Annotated in this window: 13 protein-coding genes; 3 read left to right on the forward strand and 10 right to left on the reverse strand. The window is 59.6% G+C overall.

Translation table 11 applies throughout. From position 1 onward, the window contains the following. Nucleotides 1-333: 333 nt before the first annotated feature. From gatB to HMPREF2845_RS05720, 9 genes are all read right to left on the reverse strand, one after another. Nucleotides 334-1,839, reverse strand: a complete 1,506-nt coding sequence (gene gatB, locus HMPREF2845_RS05680; protein ID WP_070634119.1) for an Asp-tRNA(Asn)/Glu-tRNA(Gln) amidotransferase subunit GatB — start codon at nt 1,837-1,839, stop codon at nt 334-336. After that, entirely contained in the window at nt 1,839-3,443 is a 1,605-nt protein-coding gene (gene gatA, locus HMPREF2845_RS05685) for an Asp-tRNA(Asn)/Glu-tRNA(Gln) amidotransferase subunit GatA (protein ID WP_012903973.1), read from the reverse strand. Before gatA ends, gatB begins: the two co-directional genes overlap by 1 nt. Nucleotides 3,444-3,458: 15 nt before the next feature. Continuing rightward, the gene (gene gatC / locus HMPREF2845_RS05690) at nt 3,459-3,755 is read right to left on the reverse strand and encodes an Asp-tRNA(Asn)/Glu-tRNA(Gln) amidotransferase subunit GatC (protein ID WP_005507016.1); all 297 of its coding nucleotides are present in this window, start codon (nt 3,753-3,755) and stop codon (nt 3,459-3,461) included. A 215-nt stretch (nt 3,756-3,970) separates the two neighbouring features. Next, nucleotides 3,971-4,732, reverse strand: a complete 762-nt coding sequence (locus tag HMPREF2845_RS05695) for a transglycosylase family protein (protein ID WP_070634120.1) — start codon at nt 4,730-4,732, stop codon at nt 3,971-3,973. A gap of 696 nt (nt 4,733-5,428) precedes the next feature. Further along, the gene (gene ligA / locus HMPREF2845_RS05700; RefSeq protein WP_070634243.1) at nt 5,429-7,612 is read right to left on the reverse strand and encodes an NAD-dependent DNA ligase LigA; all 2,184 of its coding nucleotides are present in this window, start codon (nt 7,610-7,612) and stop codon (nt 5,429-5,431) included. Nucleotides 7,613-7,895: 283 nt separating this feature from the next. Next, nucleotides 7,896-8,789 (reverse strand): PP2C family protein-serine/threonine phosphatase, encoded by an 894-nt coding sequence (locus HMPREF2845_RS05705; protein ID WP_070634121.1) that lies wholly within the window; start codon nt 8,787-8,789, stop codon nt 7,896-7,898. Further along, entirely contained in the window at nt 8,786-9,937 is a 1,152-nt protein-coding gene (locus HMPREF2845_RS05710; protein WP_070634122.1) for an adenylate/guanylate cyclase domain-containing protein, read from the reverse strand. Before HMPREF2845_RS05710 ends, HMPREF2845_RS05705 begins: the two co-directional genes overlap by 4 nt. Nucleotides 9,938-10,277: 340 nt before the next feature. Further along, nucleotides 10,278-10,766 (reverse strand): glucose ABC transporter permease, encoded by a 489-nt coding sequence (locus HMPREF2845_RS05715; RefSeq protein WP_070634123.1) that lies wholly within the window; start codon nt 10,764-10,766, stop codon nt 10,278-10,280. 121 nt (nt 10,767-10,887) lie between these two features. Continuing rightward, nucleotides 10,888-11,817 carry a biotin--[acetyl-CoA-carboxylase] ligase gene (locus HMPREF2845_RS05720; RefSeq protein WP_246824607.1) on the reverse strand — a complete coding sequence of 310 codons (930 nt, stop codon included), beginning with the start codon at nt 11,815-11,817 and terminating at the stop codon, nt 10,888-10,890. A gap of 243 nt (nt 11,818-12,060) precedes the next feature. Here HMPREF2845_RS05720 and HMPREF2845_RS05725 point away from each other — a divergent pair, with 243 nt between their 5' ends. The 3 genes from HMPREF2845_RS05725 to HMPREF2845_RS05735 all read left to right on the forward strand — a co-directional run bounded on the left by HMPREF2845_RS05725 (nt 12,061) and on the right by HMPREF2845_RS05735 (nt 15,372). Continuing rightward, nucleotides 12,061-12,342 (forward strand): YciI family protein, encoded by a 282-nt coding sequence (locus HMPREF2845_RS05725; RefSeq protein ID WP_070634125.1) that lies wholly within the window; start codon nt 12,061-12,063, stop codon nt 12,340-12,342. A gap of 1,592 nt (nt 12,343-13,934) precedes the next feature. After that, nucleotides 13,935-14,594, forward strand: coding sequence for an RES family NAD+ phosphorylase (locus HMPREF2845_RS09120; RefSeq protein ID WP_246824621.1), 660 nt, complete (start codon nt 13,935-13,937; stop codon nt 14,592-14,594). Nucleotides 14,595-14,829: 235 nt separating this feature from the next. Continuing rightward, nucleotides 14,830-15,372: an XRE family transcriptional regulator gene (locus tag HMPREF2845_RS05735; protein WP_141752954.1), complete on the forward strand. Its 543-nt coding sequence runs from the start codon at nt 14,830-14,832 to the stop codon at nt 15,370-15,372. A 294-nt stretch (nt 15,373-15,666) separates the two neighbouring features. On the opposite strand, the gene HMPREF2845_RS05745 is transcribed toward HMPREF2845_RS05735, so the two are convergent. Continuing rightward, a complete protein-coding gene (locus HMPREF2845_RS05745) occupies nt 15,667-16,551 on the reverse strand; it encodes a hypothetical protein (protein WP_168163715.1) in 885 nt (294 codons plus the stop codon). Between the last annotated feature and the right edge of the window lie 608 nt (nt 16,552-17,159).

Below are 17,159 nucleotides of genomic sequence, written 5' to 3' on the forward strand. Positions count from 1 at the left end.
GCACCCGAGAGGGTACCCTGATGTCGCTTCCGGAAGGTGCACCGGCACGCTCCAACCGGGGGTGAGAGCGCCCGGGCTGACATCCTGAGGGCGCTTCCGGAAAACGCAGCCGCACCCGCACAGTACCCCAGCGCGGAAAGGCGGTATCGTCCGTAGTGACATCAGGGTGCCCGAAGCGAAGCGAGGGCGGGTTCCCTGTAGGAACGAGGACGATAACCGCCTTTCCAAGCGGAGCTAACGTGCAAAGCCAAGCAGAACGGAGATAACGAAAGAGGCGCTGCCTCCCACACGGGAGACAGCGCCTCTTTCGCTAGGCCGGATCAGCGGAAAAGCTTAGCCTTCCACGCCGCACTCAGCCAGGATCAGCTCACGCACGCGGGCGGCATCAGCCTGACCGCGAGTAGCCTTCATGACCTGACCGACGATAGCGCCAGCAGCCTGAACCTTACCGGCACGAATCTTGTCGGCAACGTCGGGCATTGCTGCCAGTGCTTCCTGGACGGCTGCGGTGAGTGCGCCGTCGTCGGAGACCACGGCGAGGCCGCGTGCCTCAACGATTTCGGCGGGGGTGCCTTCACCGGCGAGGACGAACTCGAGCACCTGGCGGGCAATCTTGTCGTTGATCTTGCCTTCGCTGATGAGAGCTTCGAGGGCGACCACGGTTGCGGGCTCCACGCCGAGGGCGGTGAGCTCAACCTCGGCCTGCTTTGCGCGTCGGGCGATTTCGCCCATCCACCACTTGCGGGCTGCTGCTGCGGTTGCGCCTGCGGCGACGGTCTCTTCGATGACGTCGAGTGCGCCGGCGTTGACCACGTCGCGGAACTCTTCGTCAGAGTAGCCCCACTCGCCCTTGAGGCGGCGGCGGCGTTCTGCCGGGGGTTCGGGCAGTTCGGCGCGCAGACGCTCAATCCATTCGCTGTTGGTGACGACCGGTACGAGGTCCGGTTCGGGGAAGTAACGGTAGTCGTCAGCGTCGGACTTGGGGCGGCCCGAGGAGGTTTCGCGGGTGTCTTCGTGCCAGTGGCGGGTCTCCTGGGTGACCTTTTCGCCGCGTTCGAGGATCGCTGCGTGGCGGCGAATCTCGTAGCGGACGGCGCGCTCAACCGAACGCAGGGAGTTCACGTTCTTGGTTTCGGAGCGGGTACCGAACTTCTCGGCGCCCTTGGGCATGAGGGAGACGTTGGCGTCGCATCGGACGTTACCGCGTTCCATGCGGGCGTCGGAGATGCCGAGGGAGCGTACGATGTCGCGGATTGCGGCAACGTAGGCGCGTGCCAGTTCGGGTGCGCGCTCGCCGGCACCGACGATGGGTCGGGTGACGATCTCGATCAGGGGCACGCCTGCGCGGTTGTAGTCGACCAGGGAGGAGGTTGCACCCTGAATTCGGCCGTCTGCGCCACCGACGTGGGTGAGCTTGCCTGCGTCTTCTTCCATGTGGGCGCGCTCAATTTCGACGGTGAAGATGGTGCCGTCTTCGAGCTCAACGTCCAGGGAGCCATTTTCCGCGATGGGGCCGCCAGCCTGGGAGGTCTGGAAGTTCTTCGGGGAGTCCGGGTAGAAGTAGTTCTTGCGGGCGAAGTAGGACTTGTCTGCGATGTCGCAGCCCAGTGCCAGGCCGAGCTTGATGGCGGACTCAACAGCGGTCTTGTTCACCATGGGCAGCGCGCCGGGCAGGCCGAGCGATACGGGGGTGATGTTGGTGTTGGGTTCGTCGCCGAACTCGTTGGGTGCGGAGTCGAACATCTTGGTCTTGGTGTTGAGTTCGACGTGCACCTCGAAGCCGAGGACCGGGTCGTACTTTTCGATGGCTTCTTCGAAGCTGAGGACTTCTTCACTCATTACTTGGTTCCCCCAAAGTCAAAGTCGCGGATCAGGGTTTCGGTGTCGGGCAGGCTCTTGTAGAGCGGTGCGCCCCATTTTGCGGTGAGCAGTTCTTCGAGTGCTGCGCCGACGCGGTAGAGGCGTGCGTCTTCGCGTGCGGGGGCGGTGAACTGGATGCCGACGGGCAGGTTGTTCTCTTCGGAGAGGCCGCCGGGCAGGGAGAGCGCCGGGACGCCTGCCAGGTTGACGGGCACGGTTGCGACGTCGCCCAGGTACATTGCCATGGGGTCGCCTTCGGTCTTCTCGCCGAGCTTGAACGCGGTGGAGGGCGCGGTCGGGGAGATGAGCACGTCGCACTTTTCGAAGGCTGCTGCGTAGTCGCGCTGGATGAGGGTGCGGACGCGCAGTGCGGCGCCGTAGTAGGCGTCGAAGTTACCTGCGGACAGTGCGTAGGTGCCGAGGATGATGCGGCGCTTGACCTCGTGGCCGAAACCTGCGGAGCGGGTTGCGGACATGACGCGTTCGATGGTGACGGGGCCGTCTTCGGGTACGACGCGCAGGCCGTAGCGGACGCCGTCGTAGCGTGCCAGGTTGGAGGACACCTCGGAGGACATGATCATGTAGTAGGCGCTGATGGCTTCGGTGACGGAGGGCAGGGAGACCTCGATGATCTCTGCGCCTGCGGCACGAAGCTCTTCGACGGATTCGCGGAAGCGTGCGAGGACGCCTGCTTCGAAGCCTTCGCCGTCGCCGCCGCCGAGTTCCTTGATGACGCCGATGCGCAGGCCGGACAGGTCGCGCTTGCGTGCTGCTTCTGCGCCTGCCTTGGCTTCTTCAACGAAGTTGCCGGGCTCATCGGGCAGAGAGGTTGCGTCGAGCGGGTCGTGGCCTGCGATTGCTTCGTGGAGCAGCGCGGTGTCGAGCACGGTGCGTGCGACGGGGCCGACCTGGTCGAGGGAGGACGCCATGGCGATGACGCCGTAACGGGAGACGGAGCCGTAGGTGGGCTTGACGCCGACGCTACCGGTCAGTGCTGCGGGCTGGCGGATGGAGCCACCGGTGTCGGTGCCGAGTGCCAGGGGTGCTTGGAATGCGGTGACGGCTGCTGCGGAGCCGCCGCCGGAGCCGCCGGGTGCGCGGTCGAGTGCCCAGGGGTTGCGGACTACGCCGAATGCGGAGTGCTCGTTGGAGGAGCCCATTGCGAATTCGTCGAGGTTGGTCTTACCGAGGATGGGCATGCGTGCTTCGCGGACCTTGCGGGTGACGGTGCCGTCGTAGGGGCTCATCCAGCCTTCGAGCATGCGGGATGCTGCGGTGGTGGGCTGGCCCTTGGTGACGATGAGGTCCTTGACAGCGATGGGTACGCCTGCGAGCGGGGGCAGTTCCTTGCCTGCTGCGCGGTCTGCGTCCACTGCTGCTGCGGTGGCGAGTGCTTCTTCGGCGTTGATGTGCAGGAAGGCGTTGAGGCCGCTCTTGCCGTCTGCGCGGTTGTCGCTCAGGGGTGCGCCGTCGGTGGCTGCGATGCGGTCCAGGTGTGCCTGGGTGAGCTCGACGGAGGTGATTTCGCCGGATGCGAGCTTTTCTGCTGCTTCTGCGGCGGTGAGCTGGATCAGTTCGTTCACTTGGTTGTTCTCCTCTTAGTCTTCGTCGAGGATTGCCGGCACGCGGAACTTGCCGTCCTGTGCGTCGGGGGCGCCGGAGAGCGCCTCTTCCTGGGTGAGGGTGGTGACGGGTACGTCTTCGCGGAAGACGTTCTCGAGGGGGATGGGGTGGCTGGTCGCGGGGATGTCGGCAGTTGCTTTCTGCGACATGGTCTCAACGGATGCGACGATGACGTCCAGCTCAGACGCCATCGCGGTGAGTTCTTCATCGGTCATCTCAATGAGTGCCAGCGATGCCAGGTGCTTTACCTGTTCAAAGGTGATGGCAGACATGGTTCTCCCGTAGTTTGTTTTCTTGTCTCTTCTCTAGTGTAGTGGAGGTTGCGTTTTCCGTCTCATTGGGGGTTGGAGGGTTTACCTGCTGGTTTGCGTGGTCAGGCGGTGTTCTCCTCCCCTATTTTCGGGTTAAATGCTCAACGCCCCGCTCCTCGTGTGAGGTGCGGGGCGTTGGGCTACAACGTGTCCACGTTACGCTTGGGGGTTAATCCTTAGGCGGGGATGGTCAGAACCTGGCCGGGGAAGATCAGGTCAACGTTGTAGATGATGTCGGTGTTCGCAGCTGCGATTGCCTGGTAGCCGCCTGCAACGCCGAGCTTTGCAGCGATCAGCGAGAGGGAGTCACCGGGAACCACGGTGTAGGTGCCTGCTGCAGCCTTGGGAGCTGCAACGGGAGCTGCTGCTACGGGAGCCTCAGCTGCCGGTGCTGCTGCGGGAGCTGCGGGAGCCTCAACTGCGGGTGCAGCGGGTGCTACCGGTGCAGCGGGAGCTGCGGGTGCCTCAACTGCTGCGGGTGCAGCCTGAGCTGCAGGAGCTGCGGGTGCAGCCTGTGCCGCGGGAGCGGTGTAGGTCTGCTGGGTCTGCGACTGTGCAGCCACGGTGGTGGTGGGCTCGGTGTAGGTGGGAGCTGCGCCGGTCTTGCCGTAGAGGCCAAGCTTAGCGGAGCATGCGGGCCATGCGCCCCAGCCCTGGATAGCGAGCAGACGCTCGCCAGCCTCGATCTGCTGTGCACGGGTAGCGGTCGCGGGGGAGCCGGACATGCCGACGCCGTTCCAGGACTGCTGGGTGAACTGCAGACCGCCGTAGAAGCCGTTACCGGTGTTGATGGACCAGTTGCCACCGGACTCGCACTGTGCCAGCGCGTCCCAGGTAGCACCGTCTACTGCGTTTGCAGCGGGCATCGACATGGTAGCTGCTACAGCGCCACCGATGGCGAGAGCTGCTGCGGTACGACGAATGGAAGTGTTCTTCATAATGCTCCTTGGGGCCGTCCCCGCTCGTTCCGTCCCCGGAACTCTAGCGCGCCGCCGCTCACCCTTTGATAACGAAGTAGGTTACTCATATTCTGGCTCTACCATGTGAGCGGCTCTCCACCGATTTCATGTCACCGTGAGCGATTCTGCACTTATGTGCGGAATCCGGGTGGCACTTCCTCGATGGGGACGTGCGGTAGAACCGGGCATCGTTTCAAGCATTCCAAGCTTGAAACCACACAGGTGATTCTCTTGCGAGAATCCATCTGGTCTCAAAGATAGCCGAGGTTTTTTATGATTCCAACCCGATTTCAAGTTCACAGCGAACGTCCCGGGTTCTCCCAGGGTTCTTCCAGGTTAAAAGTGCAGGAAACATTATTTAAGACCTTGAGCCCCGCGCGCCTTAGGGTTTTCGCCCCTGAATTTCGGGGTTTTCTAGGGATTTAACCCGGATGCGCTCCCCCGCCAAGTTTTTCGATTCGGGGTTGACGGGCGCCACCTTTAAGGGTTTTGAACAGCGTGTAAATATTTTTTAAATATTTCTTCGCTTTGGGAGTGTTTTAAGGCGCTTCCGCCTTAAAAGCTGTGGTAATTACAAATGCCAGAAATTGGCATTCAGGCCCTGGAGCACGCACTCCAGAGCCTGAATGCTCTATATATTGCAGGGGTCAGAATCAGGTGACCCCGCTACCGGGTCTACTCGGCGGTAGCCTCAACAGCCTCCGGACCACCCTCAAGCAGGGCGGTGAAGCCCTCCTCATCCAGCACCTTCAGACCCAGCTGCTGAGCCTTATCCAGCTTCGAACCGGCGTTCGCGCCAGCAACCACAAAGTGGGTCCTCTTAGACACCGAACCGGATGCCTTACCGCCGCGAGAAATAATGGCTTCCTTCGCGCCATCACGGGTGTAACCGTTCAGCGTGCCGGTCACGACCACGGTCAGGCCCTCCAGGGTGCGCTCCACGGACTCGTCACGGGTATCTTCCATGCGCACACCGGCGGCAGCCCAGGAGTCCACCACCTCGGCGTGCCAGTCCTCAGCGAACCACTCAATAATAGAGTCGGCAATCGTGGTGCCCACACCGTCCACAGCGGCAAGGCGTTCACGGTCAGCCTCGCGGATCGCCTGCATCGAACCGAACTCCGCGGCGAGCGCGCGGGCAGCGGTCGGGCCCACGTGGCGAATCGAAAGGGCAACCAGCACGCGCCACAGCGGCTGTTGCTTTGCCTTCTCCAGCTCGGCGAAGAGGTTCAGCGTATTCTTCGTGGGCTTCGGCTCGGGGCGTGCCTTGGTCGGCTTGGTGTAGAAGTAGGGCACGCGCTCCATCTTTCCGGTGCCCACACCCTTGACCTTCTTCTCACGTTCGATGGTGACCTCGCGCAGGTCCTCAATGTTGAGGCTGAACAGGTGCGCCTCGGTCGTTAGCGGAGGGGTATCCGGGGTTGCGGGGCTGGTGAGTGCCTTTGCTGCTTCAAAGCCGAGCGCCTCAATGTCGAAGGCGCCGCGGCTTGCCGCATAGTACACGCGCTCGGTCAGCTGCGCCGGGCAGGAGCGCGGGTTCGTGCAGCGCAGGTCCACATCGCCTTCCTTGCCGGGTGCCAGGGGCGAGCCGCAGGAGGGGCACTCGCCGGGCATCACGAACTCTCGTTCGGTGCCGTCACGTAGAGCAACCACGGGGGCGACGATCTCGGGGATCACGTCGCCTGCCTTGCGCAGCACCACGGTGTCGCCGATGAGCACGCCCTTGGCCTTGACCACGTCCTGGTTGTGCAGGGTGGCGCGTTCGACGGTCGAGCCGGAGACGAACACGGGCTCCATGACGCCGTAGGGGGTCACGCGGCCGGTGCGTCCCACGTCCACGCGGATGTCCAGCAGTTTGGTGTGCACCTCTTCGGGCGGGTACTTGTACGCCACCGCCCAGCGCGGCACGCGGGAGGTGTAGCCCAGCTGAGCCTGGGTCGCGAAGTCGTTGACCTTAATGACGATGCCGTCAATCTCGTGCACCAGGGAGTGGCGCTGCTCGCCGTACTTGTTAATGAAGTCGAAGACCGCCTCGGTGTTGGCGGCGATTTCGCTGTAGGGGCTCACGGGCAGACCCCAGGAGGCGAGCAAATCGTAGGTCTCGTACTGGGTGGCAATATCCAGGCCGGTGCGCGAACCGATGCCGTGCACGTACATGCTCAGCGGGCGCGAGGCGGTAATCGCCGCGTCCTTCTGGCGTAGCGAGCCTGCCGCGGCGTTACGCGGGTTCGCGAAGGGGTTCTTTCCTGCGGCAATCATGGACTCGTTGAGCTTCTCAAAATCGGCGGAGGAGATGAACACTTCGCCGCGGATTTCAATCTCTTCGGGGTGGTTCTCGCCGCTCAGCTGCTGCGGGATGCTCGCGATGGTGCGCACGTTGTGGGTGACGTCTTCGCCGGTGGTGCCGTCGCCGCGGGTTGCCGCGCGTACGAGGGTGCCGTTGCGGTAGAGCAGGTTCACCGCCAGGCCGTCAATCTTCAGCTCGGTCAGCCACTGCGGTGCGCTGCCGGTGAGGGTCCGGGCGCTCTCTTCGGTCTTGGTCAGCCAGGCGCGTAGCTCTTCGAAGGAGAAGACGTCCTCGAGGGAGTACATGCGCTGCAGGTGGGTGACGGGTGCGAAGGCCTCGATGGCTTCGCCGCCGACTTCCTGGGTGGGCGAGTCGTTGGCGATCAGGTGCGGGTGCTCCGCCTCAATGATTTCGAGGCGGCGGTAGAGCTTATCGTACTCGGCGTCAGAGAGGAAGGGCGCGTCCTCGTTGTAGTAGGCGCGGCGGGCGGCACGAATCTTATCGGTCAGTTCCGCGTACTCAGCACGCAGGGCCTCGGTAATCTCCACGGTGTTTTCTGCGGTGTTTTCCACGGAGTTTTCTGCGGGGCTCTCTGCTCGAGTCTCGGCGGTGGCAGTCTGCTGGGTGGTGTTGTTCTCAGTCACCCGTCCAGTCTAGCGTTTTTGCTCCGCCTCTCCCCTATCGCTCGTCATATTGGCAGGTTCCTCGCGCGCGAACACTGGCGCAAAAACACCGTAGCCACTTCCCGAATCGCGCTTCCTTAGTTTCTGTGTGCAGATACAGTTCACCCCCACCTCCTGAAGGCACTCGCACGAGTACCCGAAGAGAGCGGGGGTGAATCATAAGGTATGAAGTTTAGGCCTCGACAGCGTCAGCAACAATCACCGTAATGTTGTCGCGGCCGCCGGAGCGCAGCGCCTCGTGCTGGAGCACGTCAGCGGCGTCCTGCGGGTGGCGAATCGAGGTGAGTACGCGCGCCATGTATTCGTGCGAAAGCTCACCGGAAAGGCCATCGGAGCAGAGCATCAGGCGGTCACCGGCGCGGGCGGGCAGAACCCAGAAGTCCGGTTCCCAGTAGTTGCCGGTACCGAGGGCGCGGGTAATCACGTTGCGGCGCGGGTGGGTCAGCGCCTCCAGGGCGGTAATCTGACCCTCGTCAACCAGGTACTGCACCTCGGAGTGGTCGCTCGTGACCTGCTCCAGCGAGGCGGAACCCTCAGAGCCGGGCAGCTTCTCCATGGCGGAGTGGTGAATACCGTCGTCTTCACGCAGCAGACGGTAGGTTCGGGAGTCACCCACGTTGAAAATAACCCACAGGTTACGGTCACCGATGCTGGTCAGCCAGGCGCCAGTGACGGTCGTGCCGCCAGCGCGGGAGAGTGCCTGCTTAATTTCTTCGTTGGTTTCGCCGAGAATATCGTGCAGGCGGTTCAGGGTGCCCACGATTTCGTTGTTGAGGACGGTGTTGGCGCGGCGACGACGCTTGGCGGGGTCGGAGTCGTCAATGGCGGCGAGGCGTTCAGCGTAGGCCTGCTGCTCCTCTTCGCTACGGCCACCGGGCATGGTGAAGAAAGGCGAGTAGGCAAGCTGACGCACGCACAGGCGCGATGCTACTTCGCCGGCTTCGTGGCCTCCCATGCCGTCCGCGACCACGCAAAGGGAACCGGCAACGACCATCGAATCTTCGTTATTTTCTCGATGTGCGCCGCGGTGCGTTGCACCACCGGTACGTAGTTTCAGTTCAGTCATGAGAGGTCTATCTCCATTGTGTAGTTCGCGCGACGAGTCACCGCCACGGGGTCTACGTTACCAAAGCTTCTAACGTTTCGCGTCCCTTGAGAGGTGAGAATATAGCGATTTCCCACCTGTCGGAGCGTGTTTGCTGTCTCATTATCGGTCAGTACGGTACCCGGTTCAGCGAGGGAGACCAGGCGCGCAGCCAGGTTCACGCTGGAGCCGTACACATCACCGCGGTTAGCCAGAACCTCACCCCAGATGAAGGCGACACGTGCATCCGGCAGTTGCGGGTCGGCACCGATCTTTTCGGAGAGCTGCAGGCTGATTTCTGCGATAGCGTCCGGGGTTTCGGTGAGGAAGAAAACTTCGTCACCGAGAGTCTTAATAATGCGACCGCCCAGGGGTGCAATAACGTCCAGGCAACTCTGCTCGAAGTGGTTGATGAGCTGAGAAAGAGCCGCCGCGTCTAGGTTACGTACCAGAGAGGTGTACGAGACCAGATCCACGAATCCTACACCACGCACCAAGGGCAGGCGGGAAAGTCCGGAGGTGGTCACGTTGTTCTCACGCAATCCCAGGCGCAGGATTCCGGCGTACATCTGACGGCGGTATGCGTACAGCGCCAGACGTTCGAGAACCTCGAGGTAGCGCGGGAAGTCTTTAAGGAGCTTGCGGCGGGCATCATTATCGCTGAGGTTTTCGGTGACCATGATGTTGTGCACGAGCGCCTCAATCTGCCAGGCGACGGTGCGGTCGGTCAGTTGACCTTCGGCGCGCACGAGGGATGCCACATATTCCATGCGGATGTCGCCTTCTGCGTCCAACTTCTGTAGGTCGGCGAGCATCTGCACGTCTGTTTCAGTGAAGTAGGGCGAGTGGTTGGGAATCGTCGGGAAGCCCATGTTGTGCCAGATGCGCTGGGCGGTTTCGAAGGGAAGTCCGGCGCATTCTGCGGCTTCTACGGGGGTGTAGCGGCGACCCTGTCCCAGGAGCGACTTTTCGAGGGCGCGAATTCCTGCCTTGGAATCCTCATCGCGGTAGATATTGTTCTGGGCGAGGTTCTGCAGAATTTTGAGGTTCAGCATTTGGGTTTCGGGGCCCATGGTGGCGCCGGTGCCCTGCGGAGAGTGCGCAGGTTCATGGTGGTCTGCCGTGCTCATTGCCGCTGCCGTTCCTTTCATCTCTGCCGGAAAATACTGTCTGGTCTATACCGTGGTGGGTTTATACCGTGGTGGCGCCAGGTTACGTGGTACCTCGTTGTGCTCTGCGGGTTTCGCATTGCGTCGCTGCGATGATGCTCACCGTGTAGCGCCTTGTTAATATACCCCTCCGCAGTGGTGTTTGGGTCACAAAAGCGCCCGCACCCCAGGATAGTTTAGTGGAGTAATTCACATTTAAGAATACTCTAATCCGCATTTTTTCGGCAGATTTAGCGGCGGGTTTAGGCTCTGAGCCAACCCGGCAGTTCCCGCCCGGGTCGGCGACGGAGGCGGAGAAGCCCTAAATATAGCGAGCGCGCAGGGCGTAGTAGTCGCGTCGGGCGGCCTTAATTTCTTTTTCAAAGCGCTTGGGGTCGGGCACATAGGTCAGTCGGTGGTGCACCCCGCGGCAGACCACATACACCGAACCGTAGCCCAGCCAGGCACCCGGGCCGCGCTGTTTTGCCCAACGCTCCCCCATGGAATCCAGGTAGAGGGATTCGTCTCCGCTGCGGGTCATCACGCCGCGGCGCACCACGAGCCGGTGGGTGGTCAGCAGGTAGTAGGTGGTTGCCCAACGCCAGGCGGTGCGCACGGCACCGACCAGGGTACCTACCGCGCAGAGCATGCCGAGAGTCCACAGAATCGGTGAGGACCGCGCCGTGGAGGCGAAGGTTGAGGCGGCAATAGCAACCAGCAGGTAGGCGAGCGCGGGCAGCAGGGCACCGTAGTGCTGTCGGGTCGCAATGATGACATGCTCACCGGGGTTGAGTTTTCCGCGCAAACGCATGGTGTTCCTTAGCTGTGCTGGTTGGTGTGTTTCGGCTGGGGTCGCCGGCTGAGGTGGTGTGGGTTGATGAGGTTGCCGTGCCGGGCTGATTTTTTGGCTGAATTATTTTTTGGGGCTGGTTCTAGTGTGCCTGCTGAAAATCTCCGTAGCTACCGTTGGCGGGGCGAAGGTGCTCAATATCGCCCACCGCGTAGGGTTCTAGTGTGCCGTCCTCGCGGCGGATCAGGATGCGCCCCTGCGCGTCGAGGTCTTCAGCAACGCCTTCTACGGTGCTTCCGTCGGGTAGGCTCATGCGCACGCTGGCACCGAGGGTGGCGGTGGCGGCGCGTGCCTGGTCGAGCAGGCTGAGGCTATCCGGGTTCAGGGGGTCGGGGCGTTCGGGGTCGCCACCGGCACGCACGAAGGCGCGGTAGCGTCGAGCGAAGATGCTCAGCAGTCGGGTGAGCACCTCGGAGGAGTCAAACGCGGCACCGGTGCACAGGCTCAGGCTCGTGGCGGTGGGTACGGGCAGCTGTTCGGCGGACATATTCGTGTTCTGACCGATGCCCACAATGATGCTGCGCTGCCCCTCGTTAGCGCCGCTTTCGGGAACGAGCTGGGCGAGGATTCCGCAGCCCTTAGCGCCCTGCGCGATGACATCGTTGGGCCATTTGAGGGCGGCATCCACGCCGTAGCTGCGCCAAATATCGACCACGCTGAGCCCGGCGATGAGGGTCAGCCAGTGATAGCTATCTTCGGGGAGCTCTCGAGTCAGCGGGTCGGTGGAGGCGTGCGGGCGCACCACAATGCTCGCGGCAAGGCACGCTCCGGGAGGCGCGGTCCAGGCTCGGGCGAGGCGGCCGCGTCCAGCGCTTTGGTAGAGGCTGGCGTAGACGGAGAGCTCGCCGAGCTGTTCGCGTTCGGGGTCGGTGCCGCCCATAAGTAGCTCGCGGGCGCGGGTGGTGGTGGAGTCCACTTCGTCGTAGAGGTTTACGCTGGAGTAGCCCGCGTCCAGCGCCACGGTGCGGATGCGCGGCGCATCCAAAACCGAATGATCACTCTGAGTGTTCATGTTCTTCTCCATATCCGGTGCCTTTCTGTCCTACCTCAATCAACCCTGCAATACGCCGACCCGCCATCAACCCGCCGCCGTAATCTGCCGGTTTCCGCTGAGTCACATTGATTTCTCACCATATCAATTTCTTGCCGCCGGTGATGCCCACCCGGCACCCAAGACGGTACATTAGACAGTGAGGGTGCATCAAGCACCGACCGGCTGCGGAGGTTCCTCCGCCCTGCTCGAAAGAAGACCGTTATGGCTTATTACGCAATTACTTACGTTTACGCAGCTCCCGAGGAGCAGGCGAAGTACCGCCCGGCTCACCGCGAGTACCTTGGTTCGCAGATTGAGGAAGGCAACCTGATCGTGTCCGGTCCCCTGCTGGATGGCGAGACCCCCGCTGGCGCTCTACTGATTGCAAAGGTTGACTCCGCTGAGGCTGCCGAGAAGATCGTGGCTAACGACCCGATGAACGTTGGTGGCGCGGTTCTGTCCCACACCGTGACCGAGTGGAACCCGGTTCTGGGCACCATCTAAGCGTCATTTCACGCTAAAAAGCTTGAACGAAAACCCCCCTTCCGTAGGCAAGGATTGCCGAGTCGGAAGGGGGTTTTCTGCACTCTTTTGAGCCGCTCTTCACACCATCTGTGCACTGTATGGGTAGTTCAGTATTATTGCTGGGCTACCCCTCGTACGTTGGCTGGAAACACACAAAAGGTGCACATCTCAGTGAACATGTTCACTAAGATGTGCACCTTTTATGTATTAGGAACCCACCTGACCTGTTTTTACGCCAAATTCAGGCCATCACGCACACGATTACCCAGACGACGCACTACCGAAGAACCAGCCAACAACCCCCGAACACCCCCCCCCAAAGAAAGACCCAGCTCACTAGCACGCTCTTGAACGTGATCCGTCCACGTAAGAAACATCAACCAACCCTTCCACCAAGGAACACAGAGGCACAGAAAGACAAAAACAGGGGCACCATCAAAAAAAGGGGGGGCAACATCGAAAAAAGGGGCGTTAGACCACGGAAGGGGCTCGAAGTACACAACCCCTAAAAACGACGGGACCCATGGGGGTACTGACAGATATTCCTTGTCAGCAAACCACAGAACAAGTCATAGTACATGTTCTATATTATGTGCCACTCTAAGCCATAGGGGTTCACGCTTTGTTCAGAGGAAGTATGCGGCAGGAACGCCTCATGCTGCGAACATGGCGGCTAAGGGATACGGTGCGAGCGCGAGCAAGGTTGGATTCCATGGGGTGGTAGAGGTGAAGAAACCATGAACTGATTGAGGGGGTGGGGTGCCTCTTGGCGGTATTTGTCGCATGTTTTGGAACATGTTCTATGTGTAGCCATAGAAGCAGCCGGAGCGGCAGCACCAGAAGCAACAGCAGAAGCAGTAGCGCCAGCAGTAGTAGTAGTGGTGGGGGTAGCGACACCTTCAGCAACAGCAGAAGCAGCGGTGGTGGTGGTAGCGGATTTTGAAGCCTTCGGGTGCTTCTTGAAGATTCTTTTGTTGTGCTCTGATTTGCGTAGAACCACTAGAAGCTTCTGTGTATGGCGAGAATATTGTAGATGCCCCGCAGGCCTTTTATTGTCATATTTTTTGACTGAAATTCTGGACCGCGGCCAAATAATGCGTGGCGGAATAGCGCGAAATAAAGGGGCGTGGCGGAATAGTGCGAAATAAAGGGGCGTGGCGGAATAGTGCGCGATAGAGAGACCCATCTCCGATGTTTCCACTTGTCAAACTACTATTAATGTCGCACTGAAGGCGCATCCAGGCCCCGGACTGAGATCAATAGGCCTTCAAAAGTGTTTATATTCCGTACTTTATTGCACCAGTAAATACATTTTCACCTGATAGCGAATGGAATGACGAACGGTATCCCCACATCAAATACTTACAGGGTACAATCAACACTGTAATATAAATTAATCGCCTCATATGAAATTTCGATAGGCGATAAAATCGGCCTCACGGGGCCAGAAAGGTTGGCACATTTTGATTGAATGCCAGCTGCATAAAAAACCACTAACAACTCCACCGAGTGCGAGTGCCTCACTGAGTCAGTACAAGTGTGTACTGGTGGGGCCCGGCACTGACTTCCCGGTGCTCCATAGGACGCATAGCACCTATAACCCTGACGGTACGCTGCGTAACCCGCTTTTTTATGCGTCTGCGTGGGCTCCCGAGGATGCTGGCTATGATGGCTACACTGGCGGTCGGTATGATCTGCCGGGCTCTAAGGGGCAGGGTACATGTAACACCGGCGCTTCACCTGTGGCAGCTATCCGAGAGCTGCTCAACACTTATGCCGAGAAAGAGTTCGCTCCGCGCTCTCTCCTGGAGGGCGTGAAAGTGTCCACTCTGTACCTCAAGCGTCAACTGCGCTTGCTGGATGTACGCGTAGATGGTCCTGGCTACTGCGCTAAATGTATGAGCGATATGCGACACAGGGATTGGGGGTACCATCTCACTCAGGCATGGGCTGAAGCTGCCCGCGAGCTTGGGTTTGACGGCATTATCTCTACCTCTACCCTTGAGAACACCGTGAATGTCTACATTTTTGGTCCTGCAGGTATCTATGAGGGTGATCTTGGGATTGAGGAATCTCGAGACGCACTTAAGGTATATCGCGAATGCCAGGATCAGGGCATGAGCCTGCCTGTACTCATCGATGAGACCGAGGAGCCTGAAGAGGCACTGGATATTCCTAGCCTTGTCGGTGATTTTGGTGATGCCCTGCTCCCGTCTGAGCCTCTCTCGTAGAGGTTTTGCCTCACGGCGTAATCATCCCCTCATCCTTCCCTTTCCCTGATATCGAAGGGGAAAGGGAAGGATGAGGGGAACCCCCTCCACAACTGCATATGACAGCCTGGCTTTACAGTTAGGCTTTACATTGCTTATTGTGGGAGTGGGATGCTTCGGCACGGTGCCCGCCCCTTACATAGGAAGGCTCCGCACCAAATTGAAGCACTCAAAAACGAAAGGTATTTATAAAACCATGGAAAAAAATGATTTCCTGAACCACACCCTCGGACCAGCCCAGGAGCTGATCGAATCGCTCATCGCTGACGGAGCCATCGACACTACCGAAAGTAGTGCCCATGCTTTGTCCTTCGGCATCCGAGTGGCCATCCAAAAACACGCTAAGACCTATAAGGAGCCCCAGACCGCACTATCTATCATCGGTGACCTGCACACCACCGCAGCCATCTGCCAGTACCTCGGTGGCATCACCCGACAGGCACTTAACGACCGCATCAACAACAACGCAATTCTGCGTCTTAAAGACGGTAAAGGACGCAACGGCTACCCCGCCTTCCAGTTCGCCAACGGGGCAGTTGACCCGTCCATCCAAAAGATCATCCAGACTCTCCTGAACGGAGGGTTCAATGAATGGGAAACCGCACTATGGTTGCGCAGCCGGTCGCTAATGTACGACGGCCTCTCAGCACTGGACTACATGAAGCAGTCGCCAGAGCACTACGACGAGGTCCTCAACCATGCACGCGGTGACGTCAACACTCGCCACGCCAACTTGTAATTTTCGACAGAATCGATACCTAAAAATTCACCTGCTCGCCCCTGCTCCACCCGCATCATCAAGGACATAGGTACAGGGCAGGGGCCACAACAATAAAAAAAAGGGGGCTGCTGGACTCATGATGTATATGTAGAGTCCAGTAGCCCTCTCCTCTTCTGCCCTCTGGGCGCTCGCCGGCTGGCTTCTTACTGGCGGCAGGCCCAGATAGAGCCCATCCCCGAAACACGCACAAACGGTGCCCCCCCCCCCGACAGCATGCGCCAACAAAATGGGGGTGAGAAAAAAGTACTTCACTTATGAGGCAAGAGACTTCTTCCGCCTACGGTGTTCGGCAATGCACTGCTTTAACAGCCGCTGATGCTCCTGCTTATAAATCGCCTCTCGGGCTTGCTCCGCTGACAAGGTTGGGTAGCGGTGAAAATCTCGGCCTGTCACCTCATACTCAGCGGTAATTCCCTCGTATGAGGCAGACACTACGAAACGCATCTGGCGGCGCTTATTATTATCGTGCACCAGCCCGCGGTATTTCGAGTCCTCAGAGTCCAGGAAGTCGCCAATGTCAAAGAAGGACTTGCAGCCCTTCTGCACGGTGGAGGCTCGATACCACGGGGTGGTGCCTCCCAGAAGACGATTCACCTCAAGGTGCCGCTTGAAACGCGCCGCCGAATTATCTGACCTACGGCCTTTTTCAGGCACCATACCCTTAGTCTGATAGTCATACAGATAATCGTCTTTGCCAAGCTGCTGAGCCAAATCATCCACGTGAATGATGGAAGCATACGGTGCAGATTCCTCCTGCTGCCCGTGAGCGATGGCAGCAATTTCCTGTTCCGCATCTACCATCGGTAAGCTACCGGGCAAGCTACCACCATAAATCAGCTGATCCGCTTGAGCCCGCAGAAAAGTATTCGCCGCAACGTTAACCTGCGCAACGCTGTCACAAGAGTCCAGCGATACGGGAATAATCGCGTGCACGTGGTAGGGATGCCCTTCCCGCTTCCCTCTTCTGATGGCTTGCTGAGCCGCCTTCTGAGTGACCCCAGACTGATGACACTCGACCACTGCCCAGGTTCCCCAGCAGCTAACACCGTCAAGACCATGAAGGTGCTTTGCCACATTTTCAGCAACCTTGAACGCGGTTTTTACCTCCCCGTCAGTCAGCCGGGGGATGGTCAGCATCAGGCTATACGGACCTTTAGCTCGCACCACTCGAGTGACCGCCGCTGATAACTTCGGTTGCGTCTGTTTGATACATTTGGGGCGGGTACAGCTGAGCACACTACACCGAAACGTCTTTGTCTTGGGCAGGACACTGCCATCAACCCACCAGGCTCCTAGCAAGCCACGGTCTTTAAGGCCTTTGAGGTCTTTGGTCGGGATGTACACGTTCACATTGTGCCCATCCTGCTTCCAGTGCTTGAGTACAGCCCCGCAATGCTCATACCTAATGATGGGCCGACTCCCTACCGGGATAGCATCAGCGCTCATGTGGGAAGAGCTTGGGTCCTCTTCCATGTAATCCAGTGTCTCAGATGGCGCCACTGGTGTCTTGGATAGGTTGTACTGAGCGTCTATGGTCTCATCCTCTCGAAATAGTGAATTACAAACGTACGCAACAATCATACGTATCGTATCGTTTGATGCACCTTCATTTACATATACATACAACAATTGTTTATCTTCTCGTTACCAACCTTTCAGGAAACATCCAGGTTCCACAACGACCGCACTACCTTCAACACACTCCTACACCTCAGCACAAGTGCCCACAAAGAGCACCCCCCCCC

Origin of the sequence: Rothia sp. HMSC065B04 (assembly GCF_001812285.1) — a bacterium.
Classification (GTDB): Bacteria; Actinomycetota; Actinomycetes; order Actinomycetales; family Micrococcaceae; genus Rothia; species Rothia mucilaginosa.

Bases quoted from the DNA above. Each gene is read 5' to 3' on its own strand.
- gatB (WP_070634119.1), bottom strand. From the start codon at position 1,839: ATGAGTGAAGAAGTCCTCAGCTTCGAAGAAGCCATCGAAAAGTACGAC.
- gatC (WP_005507016.1), bottom strand. From the start codon at position 3,755: ATGTCTGCCATCACCTTTGAACAGGTAAAGCACCTGGCATCGCTGGCA.
- HMPREF2845_RS05695 (WP_070634120.1), bottom strand. From the start codon at position 4,732: ATGAAGAACACTTCCATTCGTCGTACCGCAGCAGCTCTCGCCATCGGT.
- HMPREF2845_RS05705 (WP_070634121.1), bottom strand. From the start codon at position 8,789: ATGACTGAACTGAAACTACGTACCGGTGGTGCAACGCACCGCGGCGCA.
- HMPREF2845_RS05710 (WP_070634122.1), bottom strand. From the start codon at position 9,937: ATGAGCACGGCAGACCACCATGAACCTGCGCACTCTCCGCAGGGCACC.
- HMPREF2845_RS05715 (WP_070634123.1), bottom strand. From the start codon at position 10,766: ATGCGTTTGCGCGGAAAACTCAACCCCGGTGAGCATGTCATCATTGCG.
- HMPREF2845_RS05720 (WP_246824607.1), bottom strand. From the start codon at position 11,817: ATGAACACTCAGAGTGATCATTCGGTTTTGGATGCGCCGCGCATCCGC.
- HMPREF2845_RS05725 (WP_070634125.1), top strand. From the start codon at position 12,061: ATGGCTTATTACGCAATTACTTACGTTTACGCAGCTCCCGAGGAGCAG.
- HMPREF2845_RS05735 (WP_141752954.1), top strand. From the start codon at position 14,830: ATGGAAAAAAATGATTTCCTGAACCACACCCTCGGACCAGCCCAGGAG.
- HMPREF2845_RS05745 (WP_168163715.1), bottom strand. From the start codon at position 16,551: ATGCTGACCATCCCCCGGCTGACTGACGGGGAGGTAAAAACCGCGTTC.